Source organism: Dyadobacter alkalitolerans DSM 23607, from assembly GCF_000428845.1.
In the GTDB taxonomy this organism is placed as follows: domain Bacteria; phylum Bacteroidota; class Bacteroidia; order Cytophagales; family Spirosomataceae; genus Dyadobacter; species Dyadobacter alkalitolerans.
On record NZ_AUAS01000019.1, the window covers coordinates 19,545 to 45,069 of the forward strand.

Sequence of the window (25,525 nt, forward strand, 5' to 3'; positions counted from 1 at the left end):
TTATTGCCATTCCGTTGTTACAATCTTGCATCATTATCCCAAGTGATCATCGAAAACAGCAAGACGAAGCCTATCTCAGACAAGGCAATTGAAATCTGCCCGCCGTCAGGCGTGAATTTAAATGCGTTATCAAGCAGGTTTTGAAAGATCCGTTCCGTCAGACCGATATCAGCGAAAACAGCGGGAAGATCGTTGGGCGCGTCGAGCATCAAACGGATATTCCGCTGCTCAGCCTTTAACTGGTATGCACTGAGAATATCAGAAACCAGCTCGCCGATCGGAAAAAGCTCTTTTTGCGGTTCAACTACATTTGCTTCCAGTTTTGAATATTGAAACAACTGGTCGACAAGCACCGAAAGTTTCTTAGTGCATTCCAGCACAATGGCGAGATACCGCTCGGTTTCCGGGCCGGACAGTGTTTCACGTTTGATCGCCAGCATTTCAGCATAACCCTGCATGATCGAAAGCGGCGTCCGCAGGTCGTGAGACACATTGGTTATCAGTTCCTGCCGAAAGCGGTCAGTTGCGGTGATTTTCTCAAAATTCTCCACAATAACGTCGGCCATTTCATTGAATGTGGAGGTCAGAACGCCCAGGTTTTCCTTTTGCATATCCGTGTATACGCGCCGAGTAATCGCCATCCTGAAAGCGCTTTACCACGCCTGCAGTGCTGCAAATGCTGTCGGTGATCAGAAAGAATGTAACCACGCCAACGACGAATGCACCCAGCAATGCTGCCAAAAAGATGTAAAGAGCTAGCCTAAAATTGAGATCACTACTGAGTGAGCCCAAGATTTCCTTTTGCTTTTCACTGGCCAGCACTGCATAGACATAACCTGCCAGCTTCCCGTTTTCCAGAACGGGTGCTGCCGAAAAGATACTGACCTCGCCCTGATGTTTAGGATTATCGCCCAGCGGCCGGTGGTTGTCGTCGGCAGCCAACCACTCATGCACTTTATTCATATCCACTTTTTTCACGTGAACGGTCGGTTCGGGCACTACATAATCGGTGATATTGCCAAGTGTATCAAGTAAATACACTTCCACGCTTGGATTAGCCACCATCGTGGAATGGATAATGTCGTGCGTGCCGGTAGTATCGGGGCGGCCATTTTTAATGGGCTGGGTAAAAGTGGCGAGGTGACCCGCAATGTTGCCATAAAGCTGCTGATGCGCGGCCATATAGTAGGTTTTGGAAAACCGTGAACCGATGAGTAAGAACACTAGGGCAAGTACCAGCAGCAAACTGGCAAAAACGGCGCTAATCTTCCAGAATAGCAGGTTACCGCTGATGGTTTTTACAGACATATCACAATTCTTCGTTAAACCGGTAGCCAATGCCCCAGGTAGTTAGTATAAATGTCGGACTGGACACGTCGGTTTCTATTTTTCCTCTGAGCCGGTTGATACGCGTGTTGACCGTGTGTTCATATCCTTCAAAATCATAACCCCAAACCAGGCTCAGCAGCTGTTTGCGGCTGTAGCTCCGGCAGGGATTGGAGGCCAGCAGCACGATCAGCTCAAATTCCCTGGGCGAAAGCTCAATGCGCTCGCCCCGCAGCATCACTTTGCGTTTGTCTACATCGATTTCCAGTCCCGCAATGATTATCTGTGCCGATTGCGGCGAGCTGTATCTTGCTTTTTCTTCATTGCGCCGGAAGATCACACGCACCCGGGCGATGAATTCGCGCACACTGAATGGCAAGAGAATATCACCAAACGGGTTGCCCTGTATGCAAGGGTATCTACCTTGGATAAGGGGCAGGATCCGGAAACCCAGGTGGGCCAATTAAGGGACTATGCCCAAAGGCGTAACTTTAAAGTCATGGGAGAATTTATAGATTACGCATCCGGGACAACCCAGGACAGGGTCCAGTACAAATTGATGATGGCGGCGGTCAAAAAGAGAAAACTGGATGTAGTCCTGGTTTGGCGGTATGACCGGTTTGCCAGATCAACCCAGGCACTGGTCAATGCTATGAAGGAATTCCAAAGTATGGGAATTGATTTTATATCCTATCAGGAGAATATCGATACAACCACGCCGACCGGTGAGCTGATATTTCATGTGATGGCTTCATTAGCACAATTTGAAAGCTCACTGATCAGCCAGCGGGTAAAAGCCGGTATGGCCAGGGCAAAAGCACAGGGGAAACGTATTTCACGGCCTCCGATACCGGTTCACCAGCAGCGAAAAATAGCCGAACTGCAAGAACGAGGGCTTTCAATAAATAAAATTTCCAAACTGTTGCGGATAGCTTATGGGACCGTTTACAATTATAGGTCAAAACTAAAAACTTAGCGGCCACTATGGTCTCTTAACGATCCTTTCGTTATCTGTGACTATTTTTTTAGAAAAAAGCTCTTTCAAGGTCAGTGCCGAGAATCATCATCATTATTAAAATAGCCATTATTGTAGACTTTTTGTCAACAAAACTTGACAAAGAGAAATGTTTACATATCTTTGTATAAAACTAAACAATTCAACATAATGGAACAGTCTAAAATAACCGCAAACAGACATTCTATCATATTCGCACTCATATATGGAGCCACCTATTTGCCGGCAACATGGCTCCTAAAACATCAAGTATTTAGTAAACCTGTTTCGGTAATTATTGCAATAGTGCCAATCATTACATTCGCCATTTTTATTTTTAAATTAATCAAAGCGTTTTCGGTAATGGACGAAGTAAAGCAACGGGTGCAATTGGAAGCTGTTGTTATCGGTTTTTCGCTAACTGCCATGCTGATGATGCTTTTGTTTTTGCTTCGCCTGTGTGATATATCGAACCCAGCCTGGTTTGGCTATGGACATTTGGTGGGTTATTGCTGGGCTTTTTATTTTATTGCAATGTTCATTACGAAAAGAAAGTACGGCGTATGAAAAACACAATAAAGGTTGAACGAGCTAAAAAAAACTGGACACAGGCCGATCTTGCAAAACACATAGGCGTATCAAGACAAGGCTTAAATTCTATTGAAACTGGAAAATTTGTTCCATCCACTGTGCTTGCGTTGCGGATGGCTAAAGTTTTTAATACTACTGTCGAAGTTTTGTTTCAATTGGATGATATAGAAGATGATTAAGGGAAAGATCGGATAATCGAGAAACGCCGAACTAACATAAAGTATCATGGCAAATGCCGGTTCTAAGCTATACATAACCAGAGTGTGAAGGCGGATAATAGAGAGCTAAGTAAATCAAATAATGCCAACCGCTATTTTTCGTCCATTTGTAACGAAAACCTCAAATGTAACGGGCGATGGGAAAAGTGATCTCTTATCACTGCTCATGCAAAATGACTGAGCAATCCTTCAACTTCCAGCCCTGTCCGTAATTTACGGCGATCAATTTGATCAAGTCCCGGCAGCGGGTAAAACGCTGACCCTGGTTCCCTACGGTTTTCATAGGCGCAGCTGTAAATTTGTTAACCTCCAAGTCCAAACTCCTGAACTGATCGGCGTGATCGATCGTGTGTTCAGACAAATTCGCGGATTTTACTTCGGCCATCTAGATATCCGTTTTGCAAGCTGGGAAGATTTGACAGCGGGGCGGAACTTTTCGATTATTGAATTAAACGGGACCGGCAGCGAGCCCACGCACATATATGATCCGCAACATTCAATTTTGGATGCCTGGAAAGAAATTTACCGGCACTGGAAAATTGTTTTGCAAATTAGTATGATGAATGTTAAGGGGGGCGAACAGCGGTTAATGCCTTATAAGGGCATTGAAATGGACCGTTCGCACTAGTAGTATCTAAAAACGCTTAACGCTCACACCGGTGTTGCCATCTGCTCGCAAATGTCAGCACAATGACGACAGGCTTCTGCACACTGGCGGCAATGATCCATACCCATTTGTGCATGCTGCTCACATTCTTGCGCGCAAGCTTTGCAAGCGTCTGCACAAATCCGGCATAAATGCGCACTGAACTGGCTTCCAAGGCTCATCACTTCGCCAGCGCTTCGGCAGATTGCGGCGCATTCAAGATCAAGCTTTATACATTTGACCAGATTTTTCGGGTTTTCTTCTTTCAAGCATTCGGTTGCACAATAGCTACAAGCCACCGCGCAAGCAACACAAGCATCAATACAGTCCTTAAATTGCTGATTTGCCATGATTTCCCAGGTTTAATAGTATATTTTATAAACGGAGAATTTAATTACAAAAACGATTCCAGCGGATTGTTATAATATTATGACTGGGATAACTTTATTAACAGAAAGCTATATCGAGGGTGATTTTCTTTACGGCAATTACTCGTAACCTTTGACTGCTGCCCAGGTCCTAACTGAAATAAGATATAATCCGATTGATAAGGGCAGCAATACTATCAAGCTATCTGTTACATATTTGGCTGTTAAAGCAGCTACTATGGCCACGATCCATAGGCTATATACATATTTGGTCCAGGGGAGCTTGCTCATTGTCTAACTGAATGTTCTAGAAGCAATATATCAAAATGATCCTTAATTGCCAAGGGATTACCAGGCCATATCATAAAGGATTTGCTGTTTCAAAATTGATATCGAGGGTATTCTATATCAAGGAGTAAGGGCTATTCTCCTCTTTGTGGTTTTCTAACTCTTCAATTTATGATTCACAACGATGCGATACATTATATGTCTGCGTTACTGGTCAGGGCCGGATTCAACCAGTTTAATGGCATTGTCGATCCCATTTTCCGTGGATAGTAAATCCGCCATGAGCCTGCTGCTAGTGTGGAGTTCTTTTCTGGTTAATAGCTCATAACCGGCAGTGATCAACTGGTCGAGCGTTAATTTTTTCAAAGGTATTGGTTTAAGCGCGCAACCTTTTTGGAAAGCCAATTGTCCCCAAAAATGCTGGTCACCCATAGGGTACAGCACCGGACAAGTCAGGAATGGTTTACCTGCCCTTAGGCATTCAGCCATAGTACCGATCCCACCGTGGTGAATTACTGCTTTCACATGAGGAAGTAATTTTTCGTAAGGAGCGGATTCGATGATCTTGATGGCTTTACAATTCTCCAAATCGGTTGTCTTTTCAAACCCCCAGCCTTTAACAATAATGATCCGGGTATTAAGTTTTTCTGTCAGCTGCATCATTGCTTGCTGCATATTAAGCTCGGTAGTCAGCGGCATACTCCCAAACGTGACAAGCAAGGGTGGAGCGCCTTCTTGCAGAAACTTAGATACATCGGAGTCAAGTGCAGCAGGGGATTCACCATACCAGAATCCGGTAAAGTGACTGTTATCAGGGTAGTCGTTTGGTTCTGTCAGTAAGTGCCGACTTACACCGTAAATCGACGGAAGTCCTTTGTAGTCTGCAATTAATGGTGACAGTTTATTTACTTCTCGGAACGCCCGGATCGGTTTGTGCATCATCCGGTAGCTGAATTCAGTTAGTTTGTAGCTAAACCTATTAAGGATGGAGGGCAATCCAATGCCACTCAGGACTGGGTTTACGAACTGTGCTGTTGCTTCAAATGCCGGAATAACATTTGCACGGATCATTTTGTCTGGGAACTGATCGGCAAAGTAACCTGCCAGGGTTTTGCCGTGGAACAAAACTTTGTCGCTTTGTAGTGAAACTTTATAAAAAGTGTCTAGGGCACTTTGGATCATAGGGTGCACCCAGCGGCTGAAATTTCGCTGGGCAAGAATTGGGTTTTTCATCATTTTCTTGCCTTCCTCGGACTCAAGCAGTGCCTGAAAATCTGCATCGACCGGGGCGAAATCAATCCCATAGGATCTAGCCAATGATTCAAAATTCTTGGCAGATGACAATACTACTTGATGGCCTCTCTGTTGAAGGGCTCTACCCAATACGGCATACGGCTGAACATCACCCCGAGTTCCTAAGGTTAATAGGGCTATTTTCATAAGCTATTATGTTAGAATAAGCACTGGTTTATAGTTTTTTAAGTTCTTTATAAAAAGAACTGACAGCTTAAATTTTAGTATGCCTTGCGATTATGTATGTTCAACTGCTTCCACCTTTCTAAAATGATCGGAAATTCAACAATCATCATTTTGTACAAACTGGAAGCATTGGCAAGTTCTTTGGCAAATTCATCATCCTGGCCCCGGCTACTGGCAATATCATCAAGCATAGCAGAATAGCTTTTAAAGCGAGAAGTCATTTCCTGCTGATCAAGCATTTTCTTGAAATTGACGTGAAAATACCGTCTCCGCTGCCCACCTATTGTTTTTGACTCAATCATGTTCACTGCCATCAAAAATTTTAATGCGTTGGAGATAGCACTCTTGCTTACTTTAAAATAGCTGACCATATCGTCAAACGTAGCCTGGTCTTGGTGACTGAACAACAAATACACGAAAACACGGGCTGCTACCGGACTTAGTCCCATACCCTCCATGACCACTCCATACAGCTCTATTTTATCCCTGTGATTTTCCAATCCCGGTTGAATTTGTTTGAATCCAAAGCTACAAATTTCAACTGGTTCTTGAATATGAGAACCAGTTTATTTTTATTCCAGCTAGTACGGTAAATCTCTTATTAAGTATCCTTTGCATAGCAGTAACCCAATCTTTATCATCCATAATTACCATTTTGCAAGCGGAACGATTGAGCAGTAAATCCTAGGGGGAAGAGATATAACCAGTTTCTGCTGTTTTGGGCACATTTCATAAATGCTTCAAAATCAGATGAAAGCAGGAAGAATAGATTTCTCGATATCTTTCCAGGTCAGGGAGTGGCTGCCACTTACATCCGATGCGTTGTGATGTAACGTAAGGATTGAAAGGTTTAAGTCGGGAACGATATATAACACCTGACCTCCGTAACCAGCTGCGTAGATTACAGGAAACACCTTCTCTTTAACGCGGAATACACCCCGCCACCATTGATATCCATATCCCCAATCCGAACTTGACTCATTTTGTGGTAAAACAAATGCGGTAGATTCGGTGATCCAGGAAGTGGACACGATTTGCTTATCATTCCACTTTCCTTTGTCCAATATTAGCTGCCCGATTTTCAACATATCCCGAGGCCTGAGAAATAATCCACCTCCTGTATGGACTTGATTATTCATGGAAGTCCAGGCATAGTTCTCAATTCCCAAACTTTTAAACAGGGATTGTTCTGCGCATTTGTCTGCAGGCTTTCCTGTTACATTGAATAAAATACCACCCAGCAGGATCGAGAGGCCGCTGTTGTATTCAAATTTCTTCCCCGGCTTATCCTTTTTATCTAAATTTTTATCCAGGACATACTGATACATATCCTTGCTTTGGTTCATTAAAACAGCATCGTTTTTGGGGTCAGTGTAAGGAATGTCCTCGTGCCAATCCAGTCCTGCCGACATCGTTAAGGCATTACGCAGCGTGGGTTGTGGTGATTTTTCTTTTATAGAGTTCTTGTAGGACGGGAAAAAATCTGTTATTGGTGCATCCAGATTTTCGATCAGACCATCATCTTGTGCCATGCCAATCAGGAGTGATGTCACACTTTTTGTACATGATTGTAAACTATGGATTCGTTCCCGATCACCTAAATAAAAGTATTCGTCAAGTAACAACTTTCCATTTTGGGCAACAAGCACTGCATCCAGTCCATGATATTTGCCCTTTAAAATGTTCTCAAAAAGATCATGTAATACTTTGGAATTTGTAGTCTGCATATTCATTGCGCCCACTTTCCAACCATCACTGTTCACAGGCGGAGCTTGATAGCTCCATTTTAGCAGCGGGCGATTTTCCTTGTCGATCCTTGCTGGCCGCTGTGACGTCCAACGGTCAGTTTTCGTCAAGGTCAGCGTTTCAGGTTTTCGATCGGGAATATTGAGCACTCCATTGATTTCTGTTTTATTCTTCGAAAGGTTACCCGTGAATGTCGCTCCTTGCCCTAGATCCAGGAATATTTTTGAATCTGTGATGTTTACACCAGACAATGTTCCTTCCGCCATTGATTCCGGAATTTCAAACCTGCCGCTCCACGAATCAGAGAAGAGATCGTGACGCAGCTCAACATCGAATGCGCTTTTAAGATGTGGTACAGCCTCAAATTCAGTATGCCAAATTCCCACCACTTTTTGTTCATCAGTAGAACAGGCCAGAACATTCACAAAGAGTGCCAGACCTATGCAATAGCTTATCCTTCTCAGCATAATAAATTTTTCAAACTTAGGTGATTTAGTTGTCGGTAATACTAATGTAAGATTGACAAAATACAGCTTCTACACAAACTCAGGATAAGCTAGAAACCTATCAACGACATATAACATTTTGTATAGCCAGCTACGACGTACGAGAACACGGTAATTCTATGGGAAGAAAATCAGTTACAAATAACGTCTGTTTTTTTGAGCAACCTTTCAATCTAATGTAATTCTTAAAATTTCTGAATGAATATGCGGCAGCGGTTCAACATAATAAAAGCAGTATAGCTTAGGTTGTCGAGAATATTACATGTAAGGTTGGTGCACTTAGACAGCACTTAGCCAGATCGGGTCATAAAAAACAGAAACTTTTCAGCTCTTAGAGGAACATTTTCCTTCAAATTTCGAATGGCGAGCGATAGCTACGGTCCGTGGTTCTATATCCCATTTGTCGTTTATTAGCGTACGCGGAAACGGTGTGGTTTTTCCGTACTCTCCCGGTTAGCAGCCAAGTAGTCAATATTGTGAATTTTAGAATTGTTTTGCACTGTTTTAACAAAGATATTTTGTACGGGCATGTTCATTCAAACCATAGTTATTTACGTCACTATTGACTGTGACAGGTAAAGCGTAAGGAATATTAATCTTGATGAAGATAGGCAGTAGTTATTATTCAGACTTCAGAGATTTAATTGGATTCATCAGCCCTGCTTTAATACTCTGAAAACTAATAGTCAGCAGCGCAACTGTCAATAATAGTAAACCGGCAAATGCAAAAACCCACCAGTCTATATCAATTTTATAGGCGAAGTTCTGCAACCATTGATTCATGACATACCATGCAATGGGTGAAGCAATGACAATGGCGATGAGTACCAGCTTTACAAAATCTTTGGACAACAATGACACAATGCTCGCCACAGATGCGCCTAGCACTTTACGAACACCAATCTCCTTTACGCGTTGCTCAGCTGTAAAAGCTGCCAAACCAAATAATCCAAGGCAGGCAATGAAAATAGCCAGAAGCGCAAAAATGGTTGAAAGTGTACTGACCACCGTTTCTCCTCTGTAAATTTTTTGATATTCGTTATCTACAAATGAATACGCAAACGGGAATTTCGGATTTAATTTTTTATAGATTTTTTCAATGCCTGCAAGAGCAACCTTGGTTTGCCCGGGTTGGGTCCGTATTAAAATATTGCCGTAATATTCGCCGGCCAGGCGAATGATTAGAGGCGTTATCGGTGCATGAAGTGAGTTGAAATGAAAATCTTCAATCAGTCCTACAATCTTTCCGGGTTTGCTCCAAAAAGTGAGTGGCTGTCCGACTGGATCTTTGTAACCAATGCGCTTAGCTGCTGCTTCATTGATAAGATAGTTGCTGGAATCAGTTCCAAAGTTCTGCGAAAAATCACGGCCGCCAATAAATTTTAGTTTCAAAGTCTTTGCGAAATCATAACCTACGGCTGCATTATTAAATGAAATAGCTGCATTAGGATCCTTTCCAGTCCAACTCACTCCTTCGGTCGTGTTGCCATTGCCCAAAGGGCTGCCATTCATACTTGTGACAGATTGTATGCCACTCATATCCAACAACTGCTGCTTGAACAGTGGATAAATTTTCGCTAATTCCCCTTCGACTGGAATGCTGATCAAATTTTCGCGCTCATAACCCAGGTTCTTGGTTTGAATGTATTGAAGTTGCTGGTAAACCACCACCGTGCCTACTATTAAAAGCATGGACATGATGAACTGGAAAACCACCAAACCACGTCGAAATAAGAGTGCACCAATGCCATTACCAAGCCGTGACAACGAGCCAGCACCTTTGAGCACATGAATTGGATTAAGAGACGAGAGAAAAAGCGCAGGATAACTACCTGATAAAATTGCGGTAACCAGCACCAATCCGGATAAACCTACCCAAAAAACGGGCTGCTTCCAGGGCAGAACTAATTGTTTATCGGTCAGTTGGTTAAAAACAGGCAAAACAATGATCACCAACGCAAGAGCTGTTACGAGGGAAAGAGCCGTCAGAAGCAATGCTTCACTCATAAATTGACCAATGAGCGATGCATGGCCTGCTCCGACGACTTTCCGGACCCCCACCTCTCTCGCTCTTTTCGCTGACCTTGCCGTGGCCAGATTCATGAAATTAATTACAGCAATTAATACCAAAAACACCGCTACAACGGCCAATAATCTTACATATTCAATACGACCACCGTTGGGGTAGCCTTCCTTAAAGCTGGAATAGAGGTGTGCCTCGGTTTCTGGCTGCAGAAAAAGATTGATATAGAAGGTCTTGCTAAAATCGGTATTCCGTCCTTTCAGAAACCATTTAAGCTTATCATTAAATTTGTTTGGATCGGTGTCTGCCCGGAGTTGAAACCTTGTTTTAGGGCCTGAATTAGTCCATTCCTTCGTCCAGGAATTCTTGGCCAGAAAATCCTGCCAGCTTAGTAAAAACTCATATTGATCAGATGAATTGACAGGCAGATTTTCAAAGACGGCGGTCACCTGATAATTTACAGTATTGTCAAACTGAACGGATTTGCCAAGTGCCTTTTCCGGACTGCCGAAATAAAGTTCTGCAAGTTTTCTGGAAATTGCGAGACTATTGGGTGCGTTAAGTGCGGTAGAAGGTGCGCCTGCGAGAAGTGGAATGCCGTACATCTTGAACCAATCGGCCCCGGCGTAACAACCGGTCTGTCTGGCAGTTCTGTTTCCTACTCCCAGTACATGCCCTTCCTGCCAGGAAAAGCCGGCTGCATGAACCACTTCGGGAAATTGCTTTTTTAGTTCATCAGCCAGTAAACCAGGCGTATTATCGTCTGCAACAACTTTTCCATCGGAGAATTCACGCTCCAGAACACGGTATAAGTTTGGAGCATTATCATATTGCGCACCAATGCTTAGCTCATCCTGAATCCAAAGAAAAATGAGCAAGGCGGAAGCCATACCCAATGCCAAACCTAAAATATTTGTTAGCGAAAAAGCTTTGTTGCGAAACAGATTTCGCCGGGCGATCTTGAAGTGGTTTTTAAACATAGATGGGCGGAATATTGGATTGTAAGAATTGGCACTGGGCTTCCTTTTAATATATCTGGGCTTGAAAAAACCGAGTACCTCGAACCAGTAGCGAAGCCTGGCTTTGCGGGCTCCCGTTGTTTTGAGCTGAAAAGAAAATTCTTCTTCCATATCGCCCTCAATCACTTCCAATAGGTGCGGTGCCACAAACCATCTTAAAAATCGCTTTGCAAGGCGCGGTGGATTTTTCATGTCAGCTAAATGGATTATCCTGTAATTGAAAACTTAGCAAAGTTTGGAAGCCTGTTCCAAAAGCTGGCACGTACTTCCTGGATCTCATGTAATGTGCGTTGCCCCAGAGTAGTTATCGTAAAGAGTCTTTTTCTTTTTCCACCCCGTTCCGAGGTTGGCTCGCCGAAAGCTGATTTTACCATGCCTTTCTCTTCCAAACGCTGCAAGGCGGAGTGAACTTGATTCAGCCTGACTTGCCTTCCGCTTTTCTCCGTAAGTTCGTGTAACAGAGCGAACCCATAAGCCTGTCCATCCAGCACTGCGACGGCTAAAAGAATGAGTTCCTCAAATTCTCCGAGGTAGTTCCTATTCATAAGCTTTATAATTTCCATATTTGCTGATTAAATAGCTTGCCAAGGAAATTTAATTTGATAAACTATTGAAAACCAATTGATTGTAATGAGACTAAAGAAATGTAATGTTCAAAATCGGACGGATTTTGTCCGATTTTGAAATTTCTTCACGAAAGGACGTTACCAAGGAATTTTCGCAGCACTATCAATGCGAAAACAGCCCGAAGTGTTTCTGATATCGAAAGTACTTGGAAGTCGAGCAATACTTTTTCGTTTACCATTTTGAATTTTGCCTTTGATTTCTGAGCTACGCTACTTTCCGGTATTTTTGAACACTATTCTTTTTAATCCAGTTAGATAAGGTAGCCTCCGTCACCCGGTAACGGTCTGCAATGTACTTTTGACTCGAACCGCTGAGTAGCAATGCTTCGATGTCAGGCCTGAACTGATCAAGTTTACTTTTACCCGGGCCTGTTGGCCGACCTAATTTTATTCCGGATAGTTTCTTGGCTGCTAGTGACTCTTTCGTCCGTTTGCTGATTAGGTCTCTTTCAATTTCTGACGCCATTGCAAAAACCATTGCCATCACTTTGCTCTGGATCGAGTCGTTAAGTTGCCAAGCTCCTTTTACAGTATAAATCCGGACACCTTTCTGCATGGCGATCGATATGATCTCCATCACTTCAAGCATAGATCTACCCAGTCTGGAAAATTCACTCAGCAAAATCACATCCCCTTTTTTGAGCTGGTCCAGGATCGGCCCAATTTTACGGTTGCGCCAGGAGACTTTTCCCGAAACCTTTTCCTGGACAAATTCGACTTTCCCTAGATTTTTCTCATTGGCCAGATTCAGTATGTCGGCTTTGTTCTTTTCGAGGTCTTGATCCAGGGTTGAAACACGTAAATAGGCAATATTTCGGGGCATTTTTGAGTGATTAGATGAAAACCTGATTGTCAGATTTATTTTATAATAATAACAATGTGATATTAAAGCCTTTTTACTAAATTATCCTTACCATTTATACGAACGTTTATTTTGTAACAACTTCACCCACGATCACAGCCAAAACGGTTAAAGAAGAGCTCACTTTGCCGGCGTTGTTCCAGAAAAGCTGCGGAAATAGGGAAGGCTGTTGTTCGATTGGTTAAATTGTGGGTGTAATAGAAGTATTACTCCATAAACTTAGAAAGGTGCTGCCTAATGACATTTCGAGATGAAGGCCGCGGCGCTTGTGCGTCGACCAGCTTACATTCCTTGCTAATAATCATGTAAGTGGGAAAACCTCCAATTTTCAATTTGCTTTTCAAGAGCTCTGATTGGTCTTTATCAAAAAAGTAATTCTCACCTCCAACCTTCTGGGTAGCCACCATCTTTCGCCAAGTGTTGCGATCTGAGAATAAACAAAGGTTTACGAATACAATAGGCTTTTCTTTGTAAAAGTCATGTAAATCCATCGCGAATGGCACCTCCATCTTGCAGGGGCCGCACCAGGTGGCCCAAAAGTCAATGTAAATTACCTTTCCTTTATGCATGGACACGAGCTGTTGAAATACATCGCCCGTAATTTCAATTTCTGTTCCGGAATCTGCCTTATAGAATGCTACTTTATGGCTTGGAAAGTCAGGATTTTGTTGTGTCTGCTGTTGAAGAATGCTTAGGAGTTCCTCATTTGCAACATAATAACTGCCATTTCTCATTAAGTGCTGATAAATAGGGTAAGACCTCTCTGAAAGGGAAAACAGGATTGGTAGCAAATCAGGTCGCGGCCTGTGCCAGGTACTTCACCCTTTAAGATGTTTTCAAGCACTAATTGATATGCATTGCCTTCTTTATCTTCTTTTAGAAGAGCTCCAATTTTTTTATTCGCTTTAACATACTTGTCTTGTGCATATTGCCACAAATGATACTGATACCATGACGAAGCGGCCGCCTGGGCATCATTGACGGGAAAGGTTCTTATATCATAAAGGTCGCCTGTAAAGCTCGTGTTATGAATAGAATGATAATATTCATAGTCTACTAAGAAATTGGCATTTCTATAAACAATGTCTTGTCGGGCCCAGTATTTGAATTCTTCCCTCGGGTCGTATTGCTTTACAAATACTGACAGCACCGAGTCCTCTTTTGCAATTCGCTTTCTTATATCAGAAAGGTACTGGCTGACAGATTTGTTTTCCACTGAGGGTTGAAAGTTGCTCAGGGCATTGAATGTATGATATTTAAGAATGTCCGTGGATATTCCAGCACCATAGCCTGAAATTTTAAAGTCAGGATACTTTGCTTTTTTAAATTCATCACTATCCAGTTCGACATATAAGCTATCTGTGGGCTTTATGTACAATTGGGCTCGCCCTTTTTCATACCATAATGTCGCGTCGTGCGCCTGCAAGACATCGAATTCAAACTGAAAAGTACCAGTTGAATCCAGCAGGAGAGACAACCGCGTAGGCCTACCTGCCAGTTGTGAATAGGTAACTGAGACGACCTTTGAGGAACCGATCGACCGATTGATGTGCCCGCTTATAATTACCTTACCTTTCTTAAAAATTGGTTCATTGATAGCTAACGAATCAATCGTACTGAAAGCAAACAAAATCAAGCTAAAAAAGTATATAGAATTTGCGAGACGTTTAATCTTTATCATAATTCATAACTTTAATATTATATAGGTAATTTATATATAAAGGTAGATGATTGACAATATATTTACAAGTAACTGGCTTGTAGCTAATATTATCCGTTCAATGTAGTAGATGACGCATCAACTACTATGTTCTTAGCTATAAGAATCTGAAATTTCTATTTCGCTATCTCAACATTAATCGAGATGGTGAGACGTGTTATAGAGGTATGCAAACTAGGAAATGGCTTTAAAAATACGGGTGGTTAAAATGAACTACAGCCAACTTGCCATTTTCATAATAAATTTTCTGTGAAGAGGCAAAATAGTACGGTTTGATATTTCAAGCCTACGTTAAATCGTACATCTGCTAGCTTGACTTGTCTTGAGAAATGTCGACCGTTTGCAATCAATCATCGTGTTTAGCCTCCGCCTCAGGAGATGACAACTATGCCTGCTGATCTTCTTTCCACCAGGAATGTGACTTTTGTCTGAGCGATTTGTCTGAATATTGTCACACGATTTAATCCGTTACTGCTTTCAGTCCAACAGAGATCACAAGCTGATATTCGGCTTGTTGCGCGATCAAAAGGTTAGGCTTTGCATTGAAGCTAACGACCTGAGGTTTCTGAATTAGTTCCTCAATAATAATATAGGAAAGTGCCGGATAATCCGACAAAATACATTGAACTCATTGCATCAATATCTTTAAGGTTTGTGTTATTAACTTTGCGCTGACGTTTCAACGGGCACTGTTTGCGACTCTGAGGGTGGCTCAATTCGACGCTTATAATCAAGCTGACGGTTTGTAACACTTTCGTTTTGAAAAACCTTAACAATTCCTTCACCTGATCAGCAACTTTCGATACAGCACAAAACCGTTTCTTTGCAGCCAAGATTTTTAGTCATAAACTTTGCTTCTGGCAAAATGTCTTGTTAATGGCAAGTAAATCAACGGATGAGGCAACGCTCTGGAGAGAGCTCCTGGCAGGAGATAAGGAAGCTTACACGGCAATCTACGGATTGCATGTTAAGGCGATGTACCGCTATGGGATGAGCTTAGTTTCAATTTCCGAGGATTTTGTGCTCGATTGCATTCATGATGTTTTTCTGGAAGTTTGGGTCAAAAGAGATCGGCTTACCGTTCCCGATAATATTCGCCTATACCTTTTCGTAGCCCTCAAAAACCGGGTACTACATTTATTGAAACGGCAGGAACGCCCGCAAGTGTTTGTGGTTCAAGATAAATTCGAGGACTTGTGGATTGATCCGTCCGCAGAAGATATCCAGATCCAGAAAGAGGAGTCTGTGAATAATGAGGCCATGTTAAACCGACTTGTCTTGCAACTTCCCCCGCGTCAGCAGGAAGCCATCCGGCTCCGTTTCGTTGAAAATATGGGTTACCAGGAGATTGGACAGGTGCTTGATGTAAATACCCAGTCAGCTAATAACCTGGTTTTCCGGGCCATTGAAAAACTTCGTGGTTGGATTATGCTGGCTTTTTTCGTTTTTCAGGAAGGGCTTTTTTGAAGCGCTTTTTTGCTTTCTCACCCTTCCACAATTTCTTTTCAAATTTTCTTCTTTCTGCTGAGTATGAAAACAGCGTATTGGTTATCCTTCTGTAAAACAATCATACAGTGCATAGCAGATACGAAGATTTTGGGCCGGTAGACTTCGTTACCGACGATCGCTTTCTGAGACATCAGCTTTCTCCGACAGCGGAATCAAAAGCGTTTTGGGAAGAATATCTGCGGGCCAATCCCCACAAGAACTATGAATGGCAACAGGCTCAGTCGCTGGTAGAGGCGGTGTTACTGGGGTTGACAAGCTATTCGAGACTATACTTGTCTGAGCGAGAGGAGGCAAAGCTTTTGGATAGGATACTGAAAAGCACTGAGAAATACGATAATGGTAATCAGGTAAAGCCTTTGCGAGAGTATACCCGATGGTACTTACTTGCCGCCGCCGTTGTTGCCCTGGCTATTGTTGCTACCGGTTATCTGTTCTGGCGACCGAAAGGTTTCGGAAAATCGACCTATGAGGAGACTATCGCTGTACTGGCAAATACTTCCAAGGTGACAAGGCACCGGAACATATCATCACAGCCGGAGCTTTATCATTTGCCTGACAGCTCGTCGGTAATGCTTGATCCGCAAAGCGAGATCAGTTTTGTTTCAGAATATAATCGGGAAAATCGTTGCGTGTATTTGTCAGGAAAAGCAATCCTTGATGTGGTCCCTAATGCAAGCAAGCCGTTTTATGTATATGCGAATGAGATTGTTACCAAAGTATTGGGCACAAAATTCGAAGTAATCGCTTTCCATGACGGTTCAAATGTAACTGTAAGGGTATTGAGTGGGAAAGTGACCGTATATCGCGGCAGTCATAAAGGAAAAGAATCGACGGATGCGCCAAAGAAAGCCACTGTTCTATTGCTCCCCAATCAGTTTGTCGTGTTTGATAGAAAGGCTGAGCTGTTCGATAATAAAGGGCTGGTAGCATATCCTGTTTTGCTGCCAAATGTAACGTCTTTACCCAAATTCGAATATGAAGACGATTATGCGGTTCAATTTTTCAATGATATAAAAAGTGCATACGGGGTAGATGTCATTTTCAATCCTGAAATATTGAAGAAATGCCAGTTTTCAGCTGCTTTTTCCAATCAAAGCCTTCCGGAGATGCTCGATGTTGTATGTAAGACCATTGGAGCGTCCTACGAAATTATCGACGCCCAGGTTATCATCAGCACCACCGGATGCAAACAATAATCCTAAACCCTTAAAGAATTACTTGATTATCTTCCTTCACCATTCCAACTTCTCAATGAAAACTTAGCTACATCTCATCTTTCTTAAGCAACATGGCCAATGATGCTTGCTCCATCATTGGCCCTTGTTAATCCCTCACATCCCGGAGAGGTTGTAAGGAGATCTATTATCCGAATTTTCCAAACGAATAACTGAATTAAAAGTATGAAACAACTAAGACATATACTAATCCACTATATGAAATTATCGTTGGTTCAGGTTGTACTGGCGTTGACATTTATGGGTGCTTCCTGGGCTAATAATCTATCCGCTCAGGAGCTTTTGAATCGCCGCATTAGCCTTGACCTGACAGACGTAAAACTCAAACCAGCTCTAAAAGAACTGGAAAAAGTGGCAAATGTTCGTTTTTCTTACACGCCACAAATTGGTCAGTCACAACAGGCTATTACGTTAAAAGCGACCAACGCTATGCTTGGACAAGTGCTGGAAAAGCTTTTCACGCCTATGAATATACGCTACGAGGTCAGCGGCAAGCATGTCATTCTCTCGCGTAATACCCCAGATAATTCACCGGTAAAGGTGGAAGTGCAGGAATCGCCCGCGCTCAACTTTATTCCTTTAAAAGGTAAGGTTGTCGATGAAAAAGGAGCTGCGCTGGCCGGGGTCAGCATTCTGCTTCAGGGCACGACCAGGGGGACTCTCACCGACGAGGAGGGTGAATTCACCCTCGAGATTTCGGAAACGGTGGGAACACTGGTTTTCAGCTTTGTAGGTTTTGTTTCCAAGGAGGTCGCCATTGCAGGCAGAACCAATTTTGATATCACGCTGGAACAATCGGCAAACGCATTGAACGAACAGGTAGTGGTAGGATATGGTGCCCAAAAAAGAATAAACGTGACGGGAGCGGTAGCGTCCATTACATCAGCTGATATAGAACAAGGTCAGTTTCTCAATACGGCATCGGTCATGCAAGGAAGACTTCCCGGCCTTAAAGTCACTCAAAACTCCGGTGCACCGGGTGCAGAGGGTATCAATTTGCAGATCCGGGGAGTGGGCACATTTAGTGGTGCCGGTGTTAATCCGCTCGTCATCATCGACGGGGTTGCCGGGGGCGATATCAACAGCGTGAATCCAGAAAGTATTGAGAGCATATCCGTGCTGAAAGATGCTGCATCTGCTGCAATATATGGCGCAAGGGCTGCGAATGGCGTGATACTGGTAACAACCAAGACGGGAACAAAAACGGATAAAACCACCTTTGATTACCACATTAACACTGCGCTGCATTCGCCGACAAAATACCCGGACCTAATCTGGAACTCAGTGGAATACATGGAGTTGTGGAATGAAGCGATTGCCAACTTCGGAACTGGTGGCTCCCCATATACGAAAGAGCAAATCGATGCATACAGAAACCCTGCAAACCCGGACCAGTTTCCTAATTACAATTGGCTGGATAAAATGTTCGATACGAAAGTGGTCACCAACCAGACGCTTTCGTTTACTGGAAATCGGGGGGAAACAAATTTCTTCGGACAGGCAGCCTATCTGGATCAGCCGGGAACCTTCAAAGGTTACAGTATGAAACGGACGTCCATGCAATTTAATATGGATACCAGGTTAAGCAAAATACTCCTCTTCGGAACCAAGCTGGGGCTCGTCCTTAAAAACCGTACTTCTCCTGCCGGTGACAGCGGTGGCGATGGCGTGGACCCGTTATTATCCACGATGGCCCAGAGACCTACATTTGGTGCAGTGCTTGCAGATGGCAGCGGGCGTTATGCATCTCGGGGATATCCTAATGAGACGATCGGCAATAAGAATCCATGGTTGGTTGCCAATGAGGCTTTAAATAAAATCAAAAGTCAGGATTATCGGTTACAGGCCTATCTCAAATTAACGCCGATTAAGTCGCTCGATATTACGGGGAGTGTCGCGGCTGCAGGAACGATGGCTGAAAGCAGGTACATGGCCACCAAAATACCGACCTATAATTTTGTCACGGGAGCACCCTCAGGTAGCTTCGGAAACAACAATTATGAACAGACCCAGGCCAAGAATAACCTGACCACAGCCAATCTCTACGGAAATTATACAAAAGACCTTGGAGACCACAACCTGAATGCGACACTTGGAACGAGCTATGAAACCTTCAAAGTGAGCACCTTGGGCGGTACCCGTATCAACTACATTACAAGCGCACTTACAGAGCTGGATGCCGGCCCGGCAGCAGGTCAAAGTAACAGGGGGAATTCAAGTGAATGGGCATTGCTTTCATACTTTGGACGATTGGCATACAGTTTCAAGAATCGTTATCTCTTGGAGGTCAATGCCCGATATGACGGATCATCACGCTTTTCACCGGCGAACCGGTGGGGTTTTTTCCCTTCATTCTCCGGTGGCTGGAATATCGCCGAGGAAGATTTCTTCAAATCAGACTGGCTCAACGAACTCAAATTAAGGGGCTCCTGGGGAAGTCTGGGTAACCAGGAAATTAGTTACTATCCTTACCAATCCCTTTTGGCGGTAACAACCGGCTATCCATTCGATAACACACTTTCATCAGGTGTGAGAAAAACAGAGTTAAATAATTCCGGGATCAGTTGGGAGAAAACCACTGTAACGGATTTCGGTATTGATGCCGAGTTCTTTAAGAGAAAGTTTAGACTGACCATCGACTATTTCGATAAGAGAACATCTAATATTTTAAGAAGGGCCGACATTCCTCTTGAAATAGGTTACACCGCACCTTTGATCAATGACGGAGTGATGATTAACAGAGGCATGGAACTAGGCGTAGATTTCAGGAATAAAATTGGCCGCGAACTATCTTATAATATTGGCGGGACAATCTCCGCGTACAGGAACAAACTAGCCAGATATGGTTCTGTAACCTATGGTCAAAATTTCATAAACCGCGAAGGGGATCCCTTCCAAACTTATTACCTGTGGCAAGTGCAAGGCATTTTTCAAAGCCGGGAAGAAATCGATCAGGCTGCCAAGCAAGCAAATAATCCGTCACCGGGTGACCTGCGTTACGTAGATCAAAATGGGGACGGCACCATTAACACCAGTGATAAAGTTACCATGGACGGCCGCCATCCCGACTTTGAATATGCAGCAAATCTTGGATTGAAGTTTAGAGGCTTTTCCCTGAGCGCGATGTTCTACGGGGTGCAAGGAGCTAAATATTACACAGGCCAATGGGGCTATGAACCTTTCAGGCAGGGATCTCCGCCGCCGGTAAGATGGCGCGACAGATGGACGCCGGAAAATCCAAACACCACTGTGCCCAAACTGTACATCGATAGCAATAAAGCTAGTTCAGAGCCCTCAGATTTCTGGCTTGAAAATGCCTCTTATATAAGGTTAAGGAGCCTTGATATCAGCTATGATTTTATGCCGAACAAGTTATCCGTTCTGGGTCTCTCCGGGCTGACCATCTATCTGTCGGGCCAGAACATGTTTACTTTGACAAAATTCACTGGTTTCGATCCTGAACGCAGCGGCGACGGGGGCCGTGGCGGTGTGCGCTATCCACAAAACAAAGTTTATTCTCTAGGGCTTAAAGTTCGGTTTTAGCAAAGACATACAAAATATAAAAACTATGATCCGGTATATAAAAAACAACATCGTATTCTGTTGCCGTAAATTTTTTCCTGCATTCATTTTAGCGTTCATGTTCATCGGTTGCAGCGAAGATTTTTTGAATAAAAATTCACTTACACAGCTTTCATCGGATACATTTTGGAAAAGTGAGGAGGACGTGAGAAGTGCTTTGGCCGGTGTTTACGGACAGCTTCAATTCAATAAGCTCTCATGGATGACACCCTCCCTTTCAACATTATCTGACGAGGCGGATAGAGGCGAGTATGAAGGATTTGCTCAGGGGGTCATTGAACCGACCAGCGCCGACGTTACTGCCGTATACAATTCGTTGTACCAGACATTGGCGAGTTGTAATGATTTTCTGGCCAACATCGAGCAAGTAGCAATGGCTGATCAGGACCGGGCCAGATATGTCTCGGAGGTGAAATTCATTCGTGCCCTCACCAATTTTCGACTGACCCAGTATTTTGGCGATGCTGTACTTGCCATGGAACCGCTGACCCTTGAAAACGGCAAACGGCCGAAGAGCAGGAAGGAAGAAATTTTTGCAGCAGTTATCGCCGACCTGGACGAAGCGATCGGAGGTCTTCCCGACATTGCCTACAACGGACACGCTGTGAGGGGAACTGCTTACGCCCTGAAAGGCAAAGTTCTCCTGTATATGAAAGACTACGCTGGTGCCGTAAACGCATTCAAGGGAGTGTTGAACACCCACTTTTCGCTCAGCAACAACTTAAAGGATGTTTTTATCGACGGTACTCAGGAGAAATCGCCAGAGATTCTGTTTTCTATCCGTTTTTTGGCACCCAACAACTTACAGGATCCGCGTTGGGGAGTTGACGTCTGGTACGGAAGAGGGGAGCGCGCTATTCCTTTGCAATCATTTGTAGATGAATTCCTTAGTAGTGATGGATTAAGCGTTTCGCAGTCACCTCTTTATGACCCGAAGAAACCATTTGCGAATCGTGACCCCAGGTTGGATGTTTCGGTACTTTATCCCGGAAAACCATGGCCCGGTTATGCAAATGGATTTCAACCAAGTGCAGGAGCGGGAACGCCTAACGGTCTGATCATTGAAAAATTCCTGAATAAAAGTAAGTTTCCTGCGCAGGAATACTCCGTCAATCCTAGTGAACAGGATTGGGTCGAGATCCGCTATGCAGATGTCTTGCTGATGTATGCCGAAGCATTGAACGAAACCGCAGGACCAGTAAAGGAGGTTTATGACGCAGTTAATGCGATTAGATCAAGGCCGAGTACGCATATGCCGCCGATACAACCGGGGATAAGTCAGGATCAGATGAGACTGGCTATTCGTTTTGAGAGAAAGATAGAACTGGCATTTGAGGGTCAGCGGTATTTTGATCTTAAAAGATGGGGAATCATACAGGATGTTGTCCCTAAGGAAAAGAATGTGCTTGGAAAGAATAAGGTTTTTCTTCCTCATCACTATTTGTGGCCCATTCCCGAAGCGGCACTTAACAATAATGATCTTCTCGAACAGAATCCAGGATATTAGGCGGTATTTGATTACGTATATATTCAACCGTTAAGAATGCTTTCAATCCATCAGTCCATAATCACAATGAGAATAATCTTTAATTTGCTGCTAACGATCTTGCTAAGCGCAGGAGCGGCTTTCGCCCAAAAAACTGTAACCGGCTATATCTATAATGATGCAAACAAAAACCGCAAAAAGGAAGCTTCGGAAAAAGGAATTCCCAATGTTGCCATTACCAATGGTATAAACGTGACCGTTACCGATGCAAAGGGAAAATACATTTTGCCGATATGGGACGACGCGATTGTTTCTGTAATAAAACCATCCGGCTTCGCCGTACCGGTGAATGAATACAATCAGCCACAATTTTTTTATGTACATAATCCAAAAGGTTCACCTTCATCCAAGTACAAAGGGATCGCACCGACTGGCCCACTGCCCAAATCGGTGGACTTCGCACTGACTCCAAGCATCGAGCAGGACAGCTTCCGGGCTTTAATTTTTGGCGATCCGCAAGTTCTTGATGAGCGTGAAGTGGGCTATTTCGAAAAAGGAATTGTGTCGGAGGTATTAAATGTAAAAGATGTTGCATTCGGGCTTACCCTGGGAGATCTGGCCGGTAACGATTTAGCCTTGCATAAGCCCTACATAAAATCAGTGAGTAAAGTGGGCGTTCCCTGGTATAATGTCATGGGGAACCATGATATGAATAGCGACGCCAAGGCGGATAGCCTCACTGACGAAACTTTCACGGCCAATTTCGGGCCTGCCAATTATGCCTATAATTATGGGAAAGCCCATTTCCTGATACTGGAAGACAATCTTTATCCTGATCCTGACCATAAAGGTTTCCGGGGTGGATTGACAGAAAGTCAATTCAAATTTGTTGAAAACGACCTTAAATTGGTTGATACCAGCAAGCTGGTGGTGATGGCCTTCCATGTGCCGCTGCAAAACGGCTACCCCGGTTCATACAGGGAGGAAGACCGGGATCACCTGTTCCGGATTCTTGAAAAATACCCGCATGTTCTGGTTTTGTCTGCACATTCACATAACCAGCGCCAGGAGTTATATGGCAAGGAATATGGTTGGACTAATGAAAAACAGTTGTACGAGTACAATGTTGGGACCACCTGTGGCAATTGGTGGTCGGGCAAAGTGGATGAGCAAGGGGTCATTGAATCCGATATGAGCGACGGCACGCCAAAAGGTTATTCCTATCTGAATATTAATGGAAACCAATATACAGCCGACTATAAAGTTGCCGGGATGCCCGCCAGTTATCAGATCAACTTATATCATCGTAAAGTTATGAATGATGTTTGGTGGGAAGGCCGTGGCCACATTTATGCCAACTTCTTTATGGGCCACAAAGACAGCAAGGTGGAATACCGTATTGATGACAAGCCCTGGAAGCCCATGAAGTTCGTGGGCGGTGCGGATCCTGCATTCGTTGCTAAGGGAGCTGAATGGGATACTGCCGATACGCTCATGCGCGGGCGCCGGCCGACCGAGGCAGGAAATTGCACCCACCTCTGGAACGCACCGCTGCCTGAAAATATCGGTTTGGGCGAGCACAAGATCGAAGTGAGGGCAACCGATGTATTTGGCCGTACATTCACCCAGACCAGTTCCTATCGCATCGAAAAACCAAAGTGGTAATCGGCCTAATTCAAATAAAAATCAATCCCAAGGCTTGGTAGATTGTAACCAGTTACATTAAAATTTATCGTCAATGCTAACATGACAGTTTGAGCTATTTTTTAATTTTAAAAACGGATTTCAAGAAGGGGCCGGAGATGCTTAGCCCCTTCTCATTGTGACCAGTTTGGGCATCTTAAAAAGCTACCTTTGACACACAAATTATGAACACTCGTGAAAGAACGTTCCACGATTTAGAGGACGACGCAAGATCCAGTAGCCACATCATTTACTGCTTATGAAAAAACTTACTTTTCTTTACCACGCTCAGCTATTCACAGAGTTCAAAAATTCCGGTTATAGACAGCAAGCATATTAAGGTGGACGGTTTGCTTTGGGATTTAAAGGCTTTGAGTGTGGCGCCGGAAGTAAAATGGATCAGCCGGAGCGGGCCGTTGCATAAATTGCTGTATAGAAGTGTTGATTATGAGGGGAAACCGACCGAAGTTTTTGCCTATTATTCCAATCCGGACATCATATCCGGAAAAACCGGCAGCGGTAAATTCCCAGGAATGGTGCTGATCCATGGGGGAGGTGGGAAGGCTTTCCGGGTGTAAATTTGAGAAGATAGAAAAAGCGGATATCAAAGATGTCTGGACTTATCACGCAGTTGCAAAGCTGCGGTTCCGGTGTATGGTTGCGGTTTTTATGACGAATCAGACGTTTTCAAAGTTCCGATTGACAAGCTTTCAACGGAGGGTAAGAAACGCTGGATGAAATATTTCGATCCGTCCGTTTATTTACCTTATGCCAGTCCGCAGTTCTTTTTTATCAATGGAAATAAAGACTTACACAACAATGTGATTCCTTATCACAAAACCTATTCGCTGCTAAAAAAAGGTAGGCAAGTTTGTATTATCCCTGACATGAGGCATAGCCACGAGGCTGGATGGGAACCGAAAGAGATCAGGTATTTTGTTGAAAGCATCATCAGTGACGGGCCCAAGTTTGCCAACGTCACGTATGTTTTAGACAAAGCAGATGAGCTTGAAGCAGTTTATAGAACATTCAGCTCCGATTCTCTTTCGCTGGCTGAATTTTATTATACCAATGACCTTTCATCTAGTAACGCCGAACGTTCCTGGATTAAGCAGGAGGCGAAAATCAATGCAAAAAAAGGTGCAATCACTACTGCCAAGCCAAAAGATGGATACAAGTATGCTTTCTTTACGTCAAAGATCAGAATGGGATTTCGGGTTCCACTCCGTTTCTTATTAAAGAATGAGAAACGGATTACGGCATTTTAAATGAAGTGTTGAATAGGGGGAGCGCATCAAAAAGTGGGGCAATTAATTCTTTGATAACCTTAAAAGAATTGAAAGCCTTGGTGACCCCGCCTTGTCATGAAAAAAAAATATTGTTCGGTCCCAGATTATGAGGTTTTTCTTACAATTGGGCGGAAACATACGCTAAAAAACTATGTTTTTAGTTTACCTTCATAGTTATACACGATGTTCGAGTGACAAAACAACCGTCCGAATTTGAACGGTGCGTTCCAAAAAATTGAACGCTGCTTACTTGGTTGTATCTACTAAAAACCGTAACGAAGTCCTACTAAGATTATTCGTATTATGTAACCGCTTTTGGTCGGCTAAAA

Annotated in this window: 23 protein-coding genes; 10 read left to right on the top strand and 13 right to left on the bottom strand. The window is 43.6% G+C overall.

From position 1 onward, the window contains the following. Positions 1-17 precede the first annotated feature (17 nt). Genes G395_RS32580 through G395_RS30245 form a run of 3 tightly spaced genes read right to left on the bottom strand, consistent with a single transcriptional unit; the run spans position 18 to position 1,693 of the window. Positions 18-611: a sensor histidine kinase gene (locus G395_RS32580; RefSeq protein ID WP_051350363.1), complete on the bottom strand. Its 594-nt coding sequence runs from the start codon at positions 609-611 to the stop codon at positions 18-20. After that, positions 568-1,308 carry a hypothetical protein gene (locus tag G395_RS32585; protein WP_051350364.1) on the bottom strand — a complete coding sequence of 247 codons (741 nt, stop codon included), beginning with the start codon at positions 1,306-1,308 and terminating at the stop codon, positions 568-570. The genes G395_RS32580 and G395_RS32585 overlap by 44 nt, the downstream gene beginning before the upstream one ends. Position 1,309: 1 nt before the next feature. Next, positions 1,310-1,693, bottom strand: coding sequence for a winged helix-turn-helix domain-containing protein (locus G395_RS30245; protein WP_229204288.1), 384 nt, complete (start codon positions 1,691-1,693; stop codon positions 1,310-1,312). Between G395_RS30245 and G395_RS0124410 the strand changes: the two genes are divergently transcribed. The 3 genes from G395_RS0124410 to G395_RS0124420 all read left to right on the top strand — a co-directional run bounded on the left by G395_RS0124410 (position 1,619) and on the right by G395_RS0124420 (position 3,090). After that, positions 1,619-2,302, top strand: coding sequence for a recombinase family protein (locus tag G395_RS0124410; protein ID WP_262485404.1), 684 nt, complete (start codon positions 1,619-1,621; stop codon positions 2,300-2,302). The two genes, G395_RS30245 and G395_RS0124410, sit on opposite strands and share 75 nt — an antisense overlap. A 189-nt stretch (positions 2,303-2,491) precedes the next feature. After that, a complete protein-coding gene (locus tag G395_RS0124415; RefSeq protein ID WP_026632458.1) occupies positions 2,492-2,887 on the top strand; it encodes a hypothetical protein in 396 nt (131 codons plus the stop codon). Continuing rightward, positions 2,884-3,090, top strand: coding sequence for a helix-turn-helix transcriptional regulator (locus G395_RS0124420; RefSeq protein WP_026632459.1), 207 nt, complete (start codon positions 2,884-2,886; stop codon positions 3,088-3,090). Before G395_RS0124415 ends, G395_RS0124420 begins: the two co-directional genes overlap by 4 nt. Before the next feature lie 196 nt (positions 3,091-3,286). Here G395_RS0124420 and G395_RS32265 read toward each other — a convergent pair whose 3' ends face one another. The 10 genes from G395_RS32265 to G395_RS0124480 all read right to left on the bottom strand — a co-directional run bounded on the left by G395_RS32265 (position 3,287) and on the right by G395_RS0124480 (position 14,373). Continuing rightward, positions 3,287-3,514: a hypothetical protein gene (locus tag G395_RS32265; RefSeq protein WP_026632460.1), complete on the bottom strand. Its 228-nt coding sequence runs from the start codon at positions 3,512-3,514 to the stop codon at positions 3,287-3,289. Positions 3,515-3,780: 266 nt separating this feature from the next. Further along, positions 3,781-4,125 carry a four-helix bundle copper-binding protein gene (locus tag G395_RS31830; RefSeq protein WP_084439833.1) on the bottom strand — a complete coding sequence of 115 codons (345 nt, stop codon included), beginning with the start codon at positions 4,123-4,125 and terminating at the stop codon, positions 3,781-3,783. 513 nt (positions 4,126-4,638) lie between these two features. Further along, entirely contained in the window at positions 4,639-5,871 is a 1,233-nt protein-coding gene (locus G395_RS0124440) for a glycosyltransferase (protein ID WP_026632463.1), read from the bottom strand. Positions 5,872-5,945: 74 nt separating this feature from the next. Beyond that, the gene (locus G395_RS31325; protein WP_051350366.1) at positions 5,946-6,410 is read right to left on the bottom strand and encodes a GbsR/MarR family transcriptional regulator; all 465 of its coding nucleotides are present in this window, start codon (positions 6,408-6,410) and stop codon (positions 5,946-5,948) included. A gap of 246 nt (positions 6,411-6,656) precedes the next feature. Then, positions 6,657-8,123: a serine hydrolase domain-containing protein gene (locus G395_RS31330; RefSeq protein WP_051350367.1), complete on the bottom strand. Its 1,467-nt coding sequence runs from the start codon at positions 8,121-8,123 to the stop codon at positions 6,657-6,659. A gap of 660 nt (positions 8,124-8,783) precedes the next feature. After that, entirely contained in the window at positions 8,784-11,396 is a 2,613-nt protein-coding gene (locus tag G395_RS0124455) for an ABC transporter permease (protein ID WP_229204289.1), read from the bottom strand. Positions 11,397-11,410: 14 nt separating this feature from the next. Beyond that, the gene (locus G395_RS0124460; protein ID WP_026632465.1) at positions 11,411-11,749 is read right to left on the bottom strand and encodes a PadR family transcriptional regulator; all 339 of its coding nucleotides are present in this window, start codon (positions 11,747-11,749) and stop codon (positions 11,411-11,413) included. A 286-nt stretch (positions 11,750-12,035) separates the two neighbouring features. Continuing rightward, positions 12,036-12,653 carry a recombinase family protein gene (locus G395_RS0124470; protein ID WP_026632466.1) on the bottom strand — a complete coding sequence of 206 codons (618 nt, stop codon included), beginning with the start codon at positions 12,651-12,653 and terminating at the stop codon, positions 12,036-12,038. Positions 12,654-12,898: 245 nt separating this feature from the next. After that, positions 12,899-13,426 (bottom strand): TlpA family protein disulfide reductase, encoded by a 528-nt coding sequence (locus G395_RS0124475; protein WP_026632467.1) that lies wholly within the window; start codon positions 13,424-13,426, stop codon positions 12,899-12,901. Beyond that, a complete protein-coding gene (locus G395_RS0124480; RefSeq protein ID WP_026632468.1) occupies positions 13,426-14,373 on the bottom strand; it encodes a hypothetical protein in 948 nt (315 codons plus the stop codon). Before G395_RS0124480 ends, G395_RS0124475 begins: the two co-directional genes overlap by 1 nt. A 915-nt stretch (positions 14,374-15,288) precedes the next feature. On the opposite strand from G395_RS0124480, the gene G395_RS0124490 reads away from it, so the two are divergent. The 7 genes from G395_RS0124490 to G395_RS0124520 all read left to right on the top strand — a co-directional run bounded on the left by G395_RS0124490 (position 15,289) and on the right by G395_RS0124520 (position 25,175). After that, complete coding sequence (locus G395_RS0124490) at positions 15,289-15,879, top strand: RNA polymerase sigma factor (protein WP_026632469.1); 591 nt, start codon at positions 15,289-15,291, stop codon at positions 15,877-15,879. Between the two features lie 107 nt (positions 15,880-15,986). After that, positions 15,987-17,117 carry a FecR family protein gene (locus G395_RS0124495; RefSeq protein WP_026632470.1) on the top strand — a complete coding sequence of 377 codons (1,131 nt, stop codon included), beginning with the start codon at positions 15,987-15,989 and terminating at the stop codon, positions 17,115-17,117. 237 nt (positions 17,118-17,354) lie between these two features. Further along, positions 17,355-20,699: a TonB-dependent receptor gene (locus G395_RS0124500; RefSeq protein WP_035361972.1), complete on the top strand. Its 3,345-nt coding sequence runs from the start codon at positions 17,355-17,357 to the stop codon at positions 20,697-20,699. Positions 20,700-20,796: 97 nt separating this feature from the next. Then, the gene (locus G395_RS0124505) at positions 20,797-22,245 is read left to right on the top strand and encodes a RagB/SusD family nutrient uptake outer membrane protein (RefSeq protein WP_169720071.1); all 1,449 of its coding nucleotides are present in this window, start codon (positions 20,797-20,799) and stop codon (positions 22,243-22,245) included. A 66-nt stretch (positions 22,246-22,311) separates the two neighbouring features. Continuing rightward, positions 22,312-23,889 (top strand): calcineurin-like phosphoesterase C-terminal domain-containing protein, encoded by a 1,578-nt coding sequence (locus tag G395_RS0124510; RefSeq protein ID WP_026632473.1) that lies wholly within the window; start codon positions 22,312-22,314, stop codon positions 23,887-23,889. A gap of 395 nt (positions 23,890-24,284) precedes the next feature. Next, on the top strand, positions 24,285-24,485 hold the full coding sequence (locus tag G395_RS0124515) for a hypothetical protein (protein ID WP_169720072.1): 201 nt from the start codon (positions 24,285-24,287) through the stop codon (positions 24,483-24,485). A 72-nt stretch (positions 24,486-24,557) separates the two neighbouring features. Continuing rightward, the gene (locus G395_RS0124520; RefSeq protein ID WP_026632475.1) at positions 24,558-25,175 is read left to right on the top strand and encodes a hypothetical protein; all 618 of its coding nucleotides are present in this window, start codon (positions 24,558-24,560) and stop codon (positions 25,173-25,175) included. Positions 25,176-25,525: the final 350 nt, after the last annotated feature.

Bases quoted from the DNA above. Each gene is read 5' to 3' on its own strand.
- G395_RS32580 (WP_051350363.1), bottom strand. From the start codon at position 611: ATGCAAAAGGAAAACCTGGGCGTTCTGACCTCCACATTCAATGAAATG.
- G395_RS32585 (WP_051350364.1), bottom strand. From the start codon at position 1,308: ATGTCTGTAAAAACCATCAGCGGTAACCTGCTATTCTGGAAGATTAGC.
- G395_RS0124415 (WP_026632458.1), top strand. From the start codon at position 2,492: ATGGAACAGTCTAAAATAACCGCAAACAGACATTCTATCATATTCGCA.
- G395_RS0124420 (WP_026632459.1), top strand. From the start codon at position 2,884: ATGAAAAACACAATAAAGGTTGAACGAGCTAAAAAAAACTGGACACAG.
- G395_RS32265 (WP_026632460.1), bottom strand. From the start codon at position 3,514: ATGGCCGAAGTAAAATCCGCGAATTTGTCTGAACACACGATCGATCAC.
- G395_RS31830 (WP_084439833.1), bottom strand. From the start codon at position 4,125: ATGGCAAATCAGCAATTTAAGGACTGTATTGATGCTTGTGTTGCTTGC.
- G395_RS0124440 (WP_026632463.1), bottom strand. From the start codon at position 5,871: ATGAAAATAGCCCTATTAACCTTAGGAACTCGGGGTGATGTTCAGCCG.
- G395_RS31330 (WP_051350367.1), bottom strand. From the start codon at position 8,123: ATGCTGAGAAGGATAAGCTATTGCATAGGTCTGGCACTCTTTGTGAAT.
- G395_RS0124455 (WP_229204289.1), bottom strand. From the start codon at position 11,396: ATGAAAAATCCACCGCGCCTTGCAAAGCGATTTTTAAGATGGTTTGTG.
- G395_RS0124460 (WP_026632465.1), bottom strand. From the start codon at position 11,749: ATGAATAGGAACTACCTCGGAGAATTTGAGGAACTCATTCTTTTAGCC.
- G395_RS0124470 (WP_026632466.1), bottom strand. From the start codon at position 12,653: ATGCCCCGAAATATTGCCTATTTACGTGTTTCAACCCTGGATCAAGAC.
- G395_RS0124475 (WP_026632467.1), bottom strand. From the start codon at position 13,426: ATGAGAAATGGCAGTTATTATGTTGCAAATGAGGAACTCCTAAGCATT.
- G395_RS0124480 (WP_026632468.1), bottom strand. From the start codon at position 14,373: ATGATAAAGATTAAACGTCTCGCAAATTCTATATACTTTTTTAGCTTG.
- G395_RS0124490 (WP_026632469.1), top strand. From the start codon at position 15,289: ATGGCAAGTAAATCAACGGATGAGGCAACGCTCTGGAGAGAGCTCCTG.
- G395_RS0124500 (WP_035361972.1), top strand. From the start codon at position 17,355: ATGAAATTATCGTTGGTTCAGGTTGTACTGGCGTTGACATTTATGGGT.
- G395_RS0124505 (WP_169720071.1), top strand. From the start codon at position 20,797: ATGTTCATCGGTTGCAGCGAAGATTTTTTGAATAAAAATTCACTTACA.
- G395_RS0124510 (WP_026632473.1), top strand. From the start codon at position 22,312: ATGAGAATAATCTTTAATTTGCTGCTAACGATCTTGCTAAGCGCAGGA.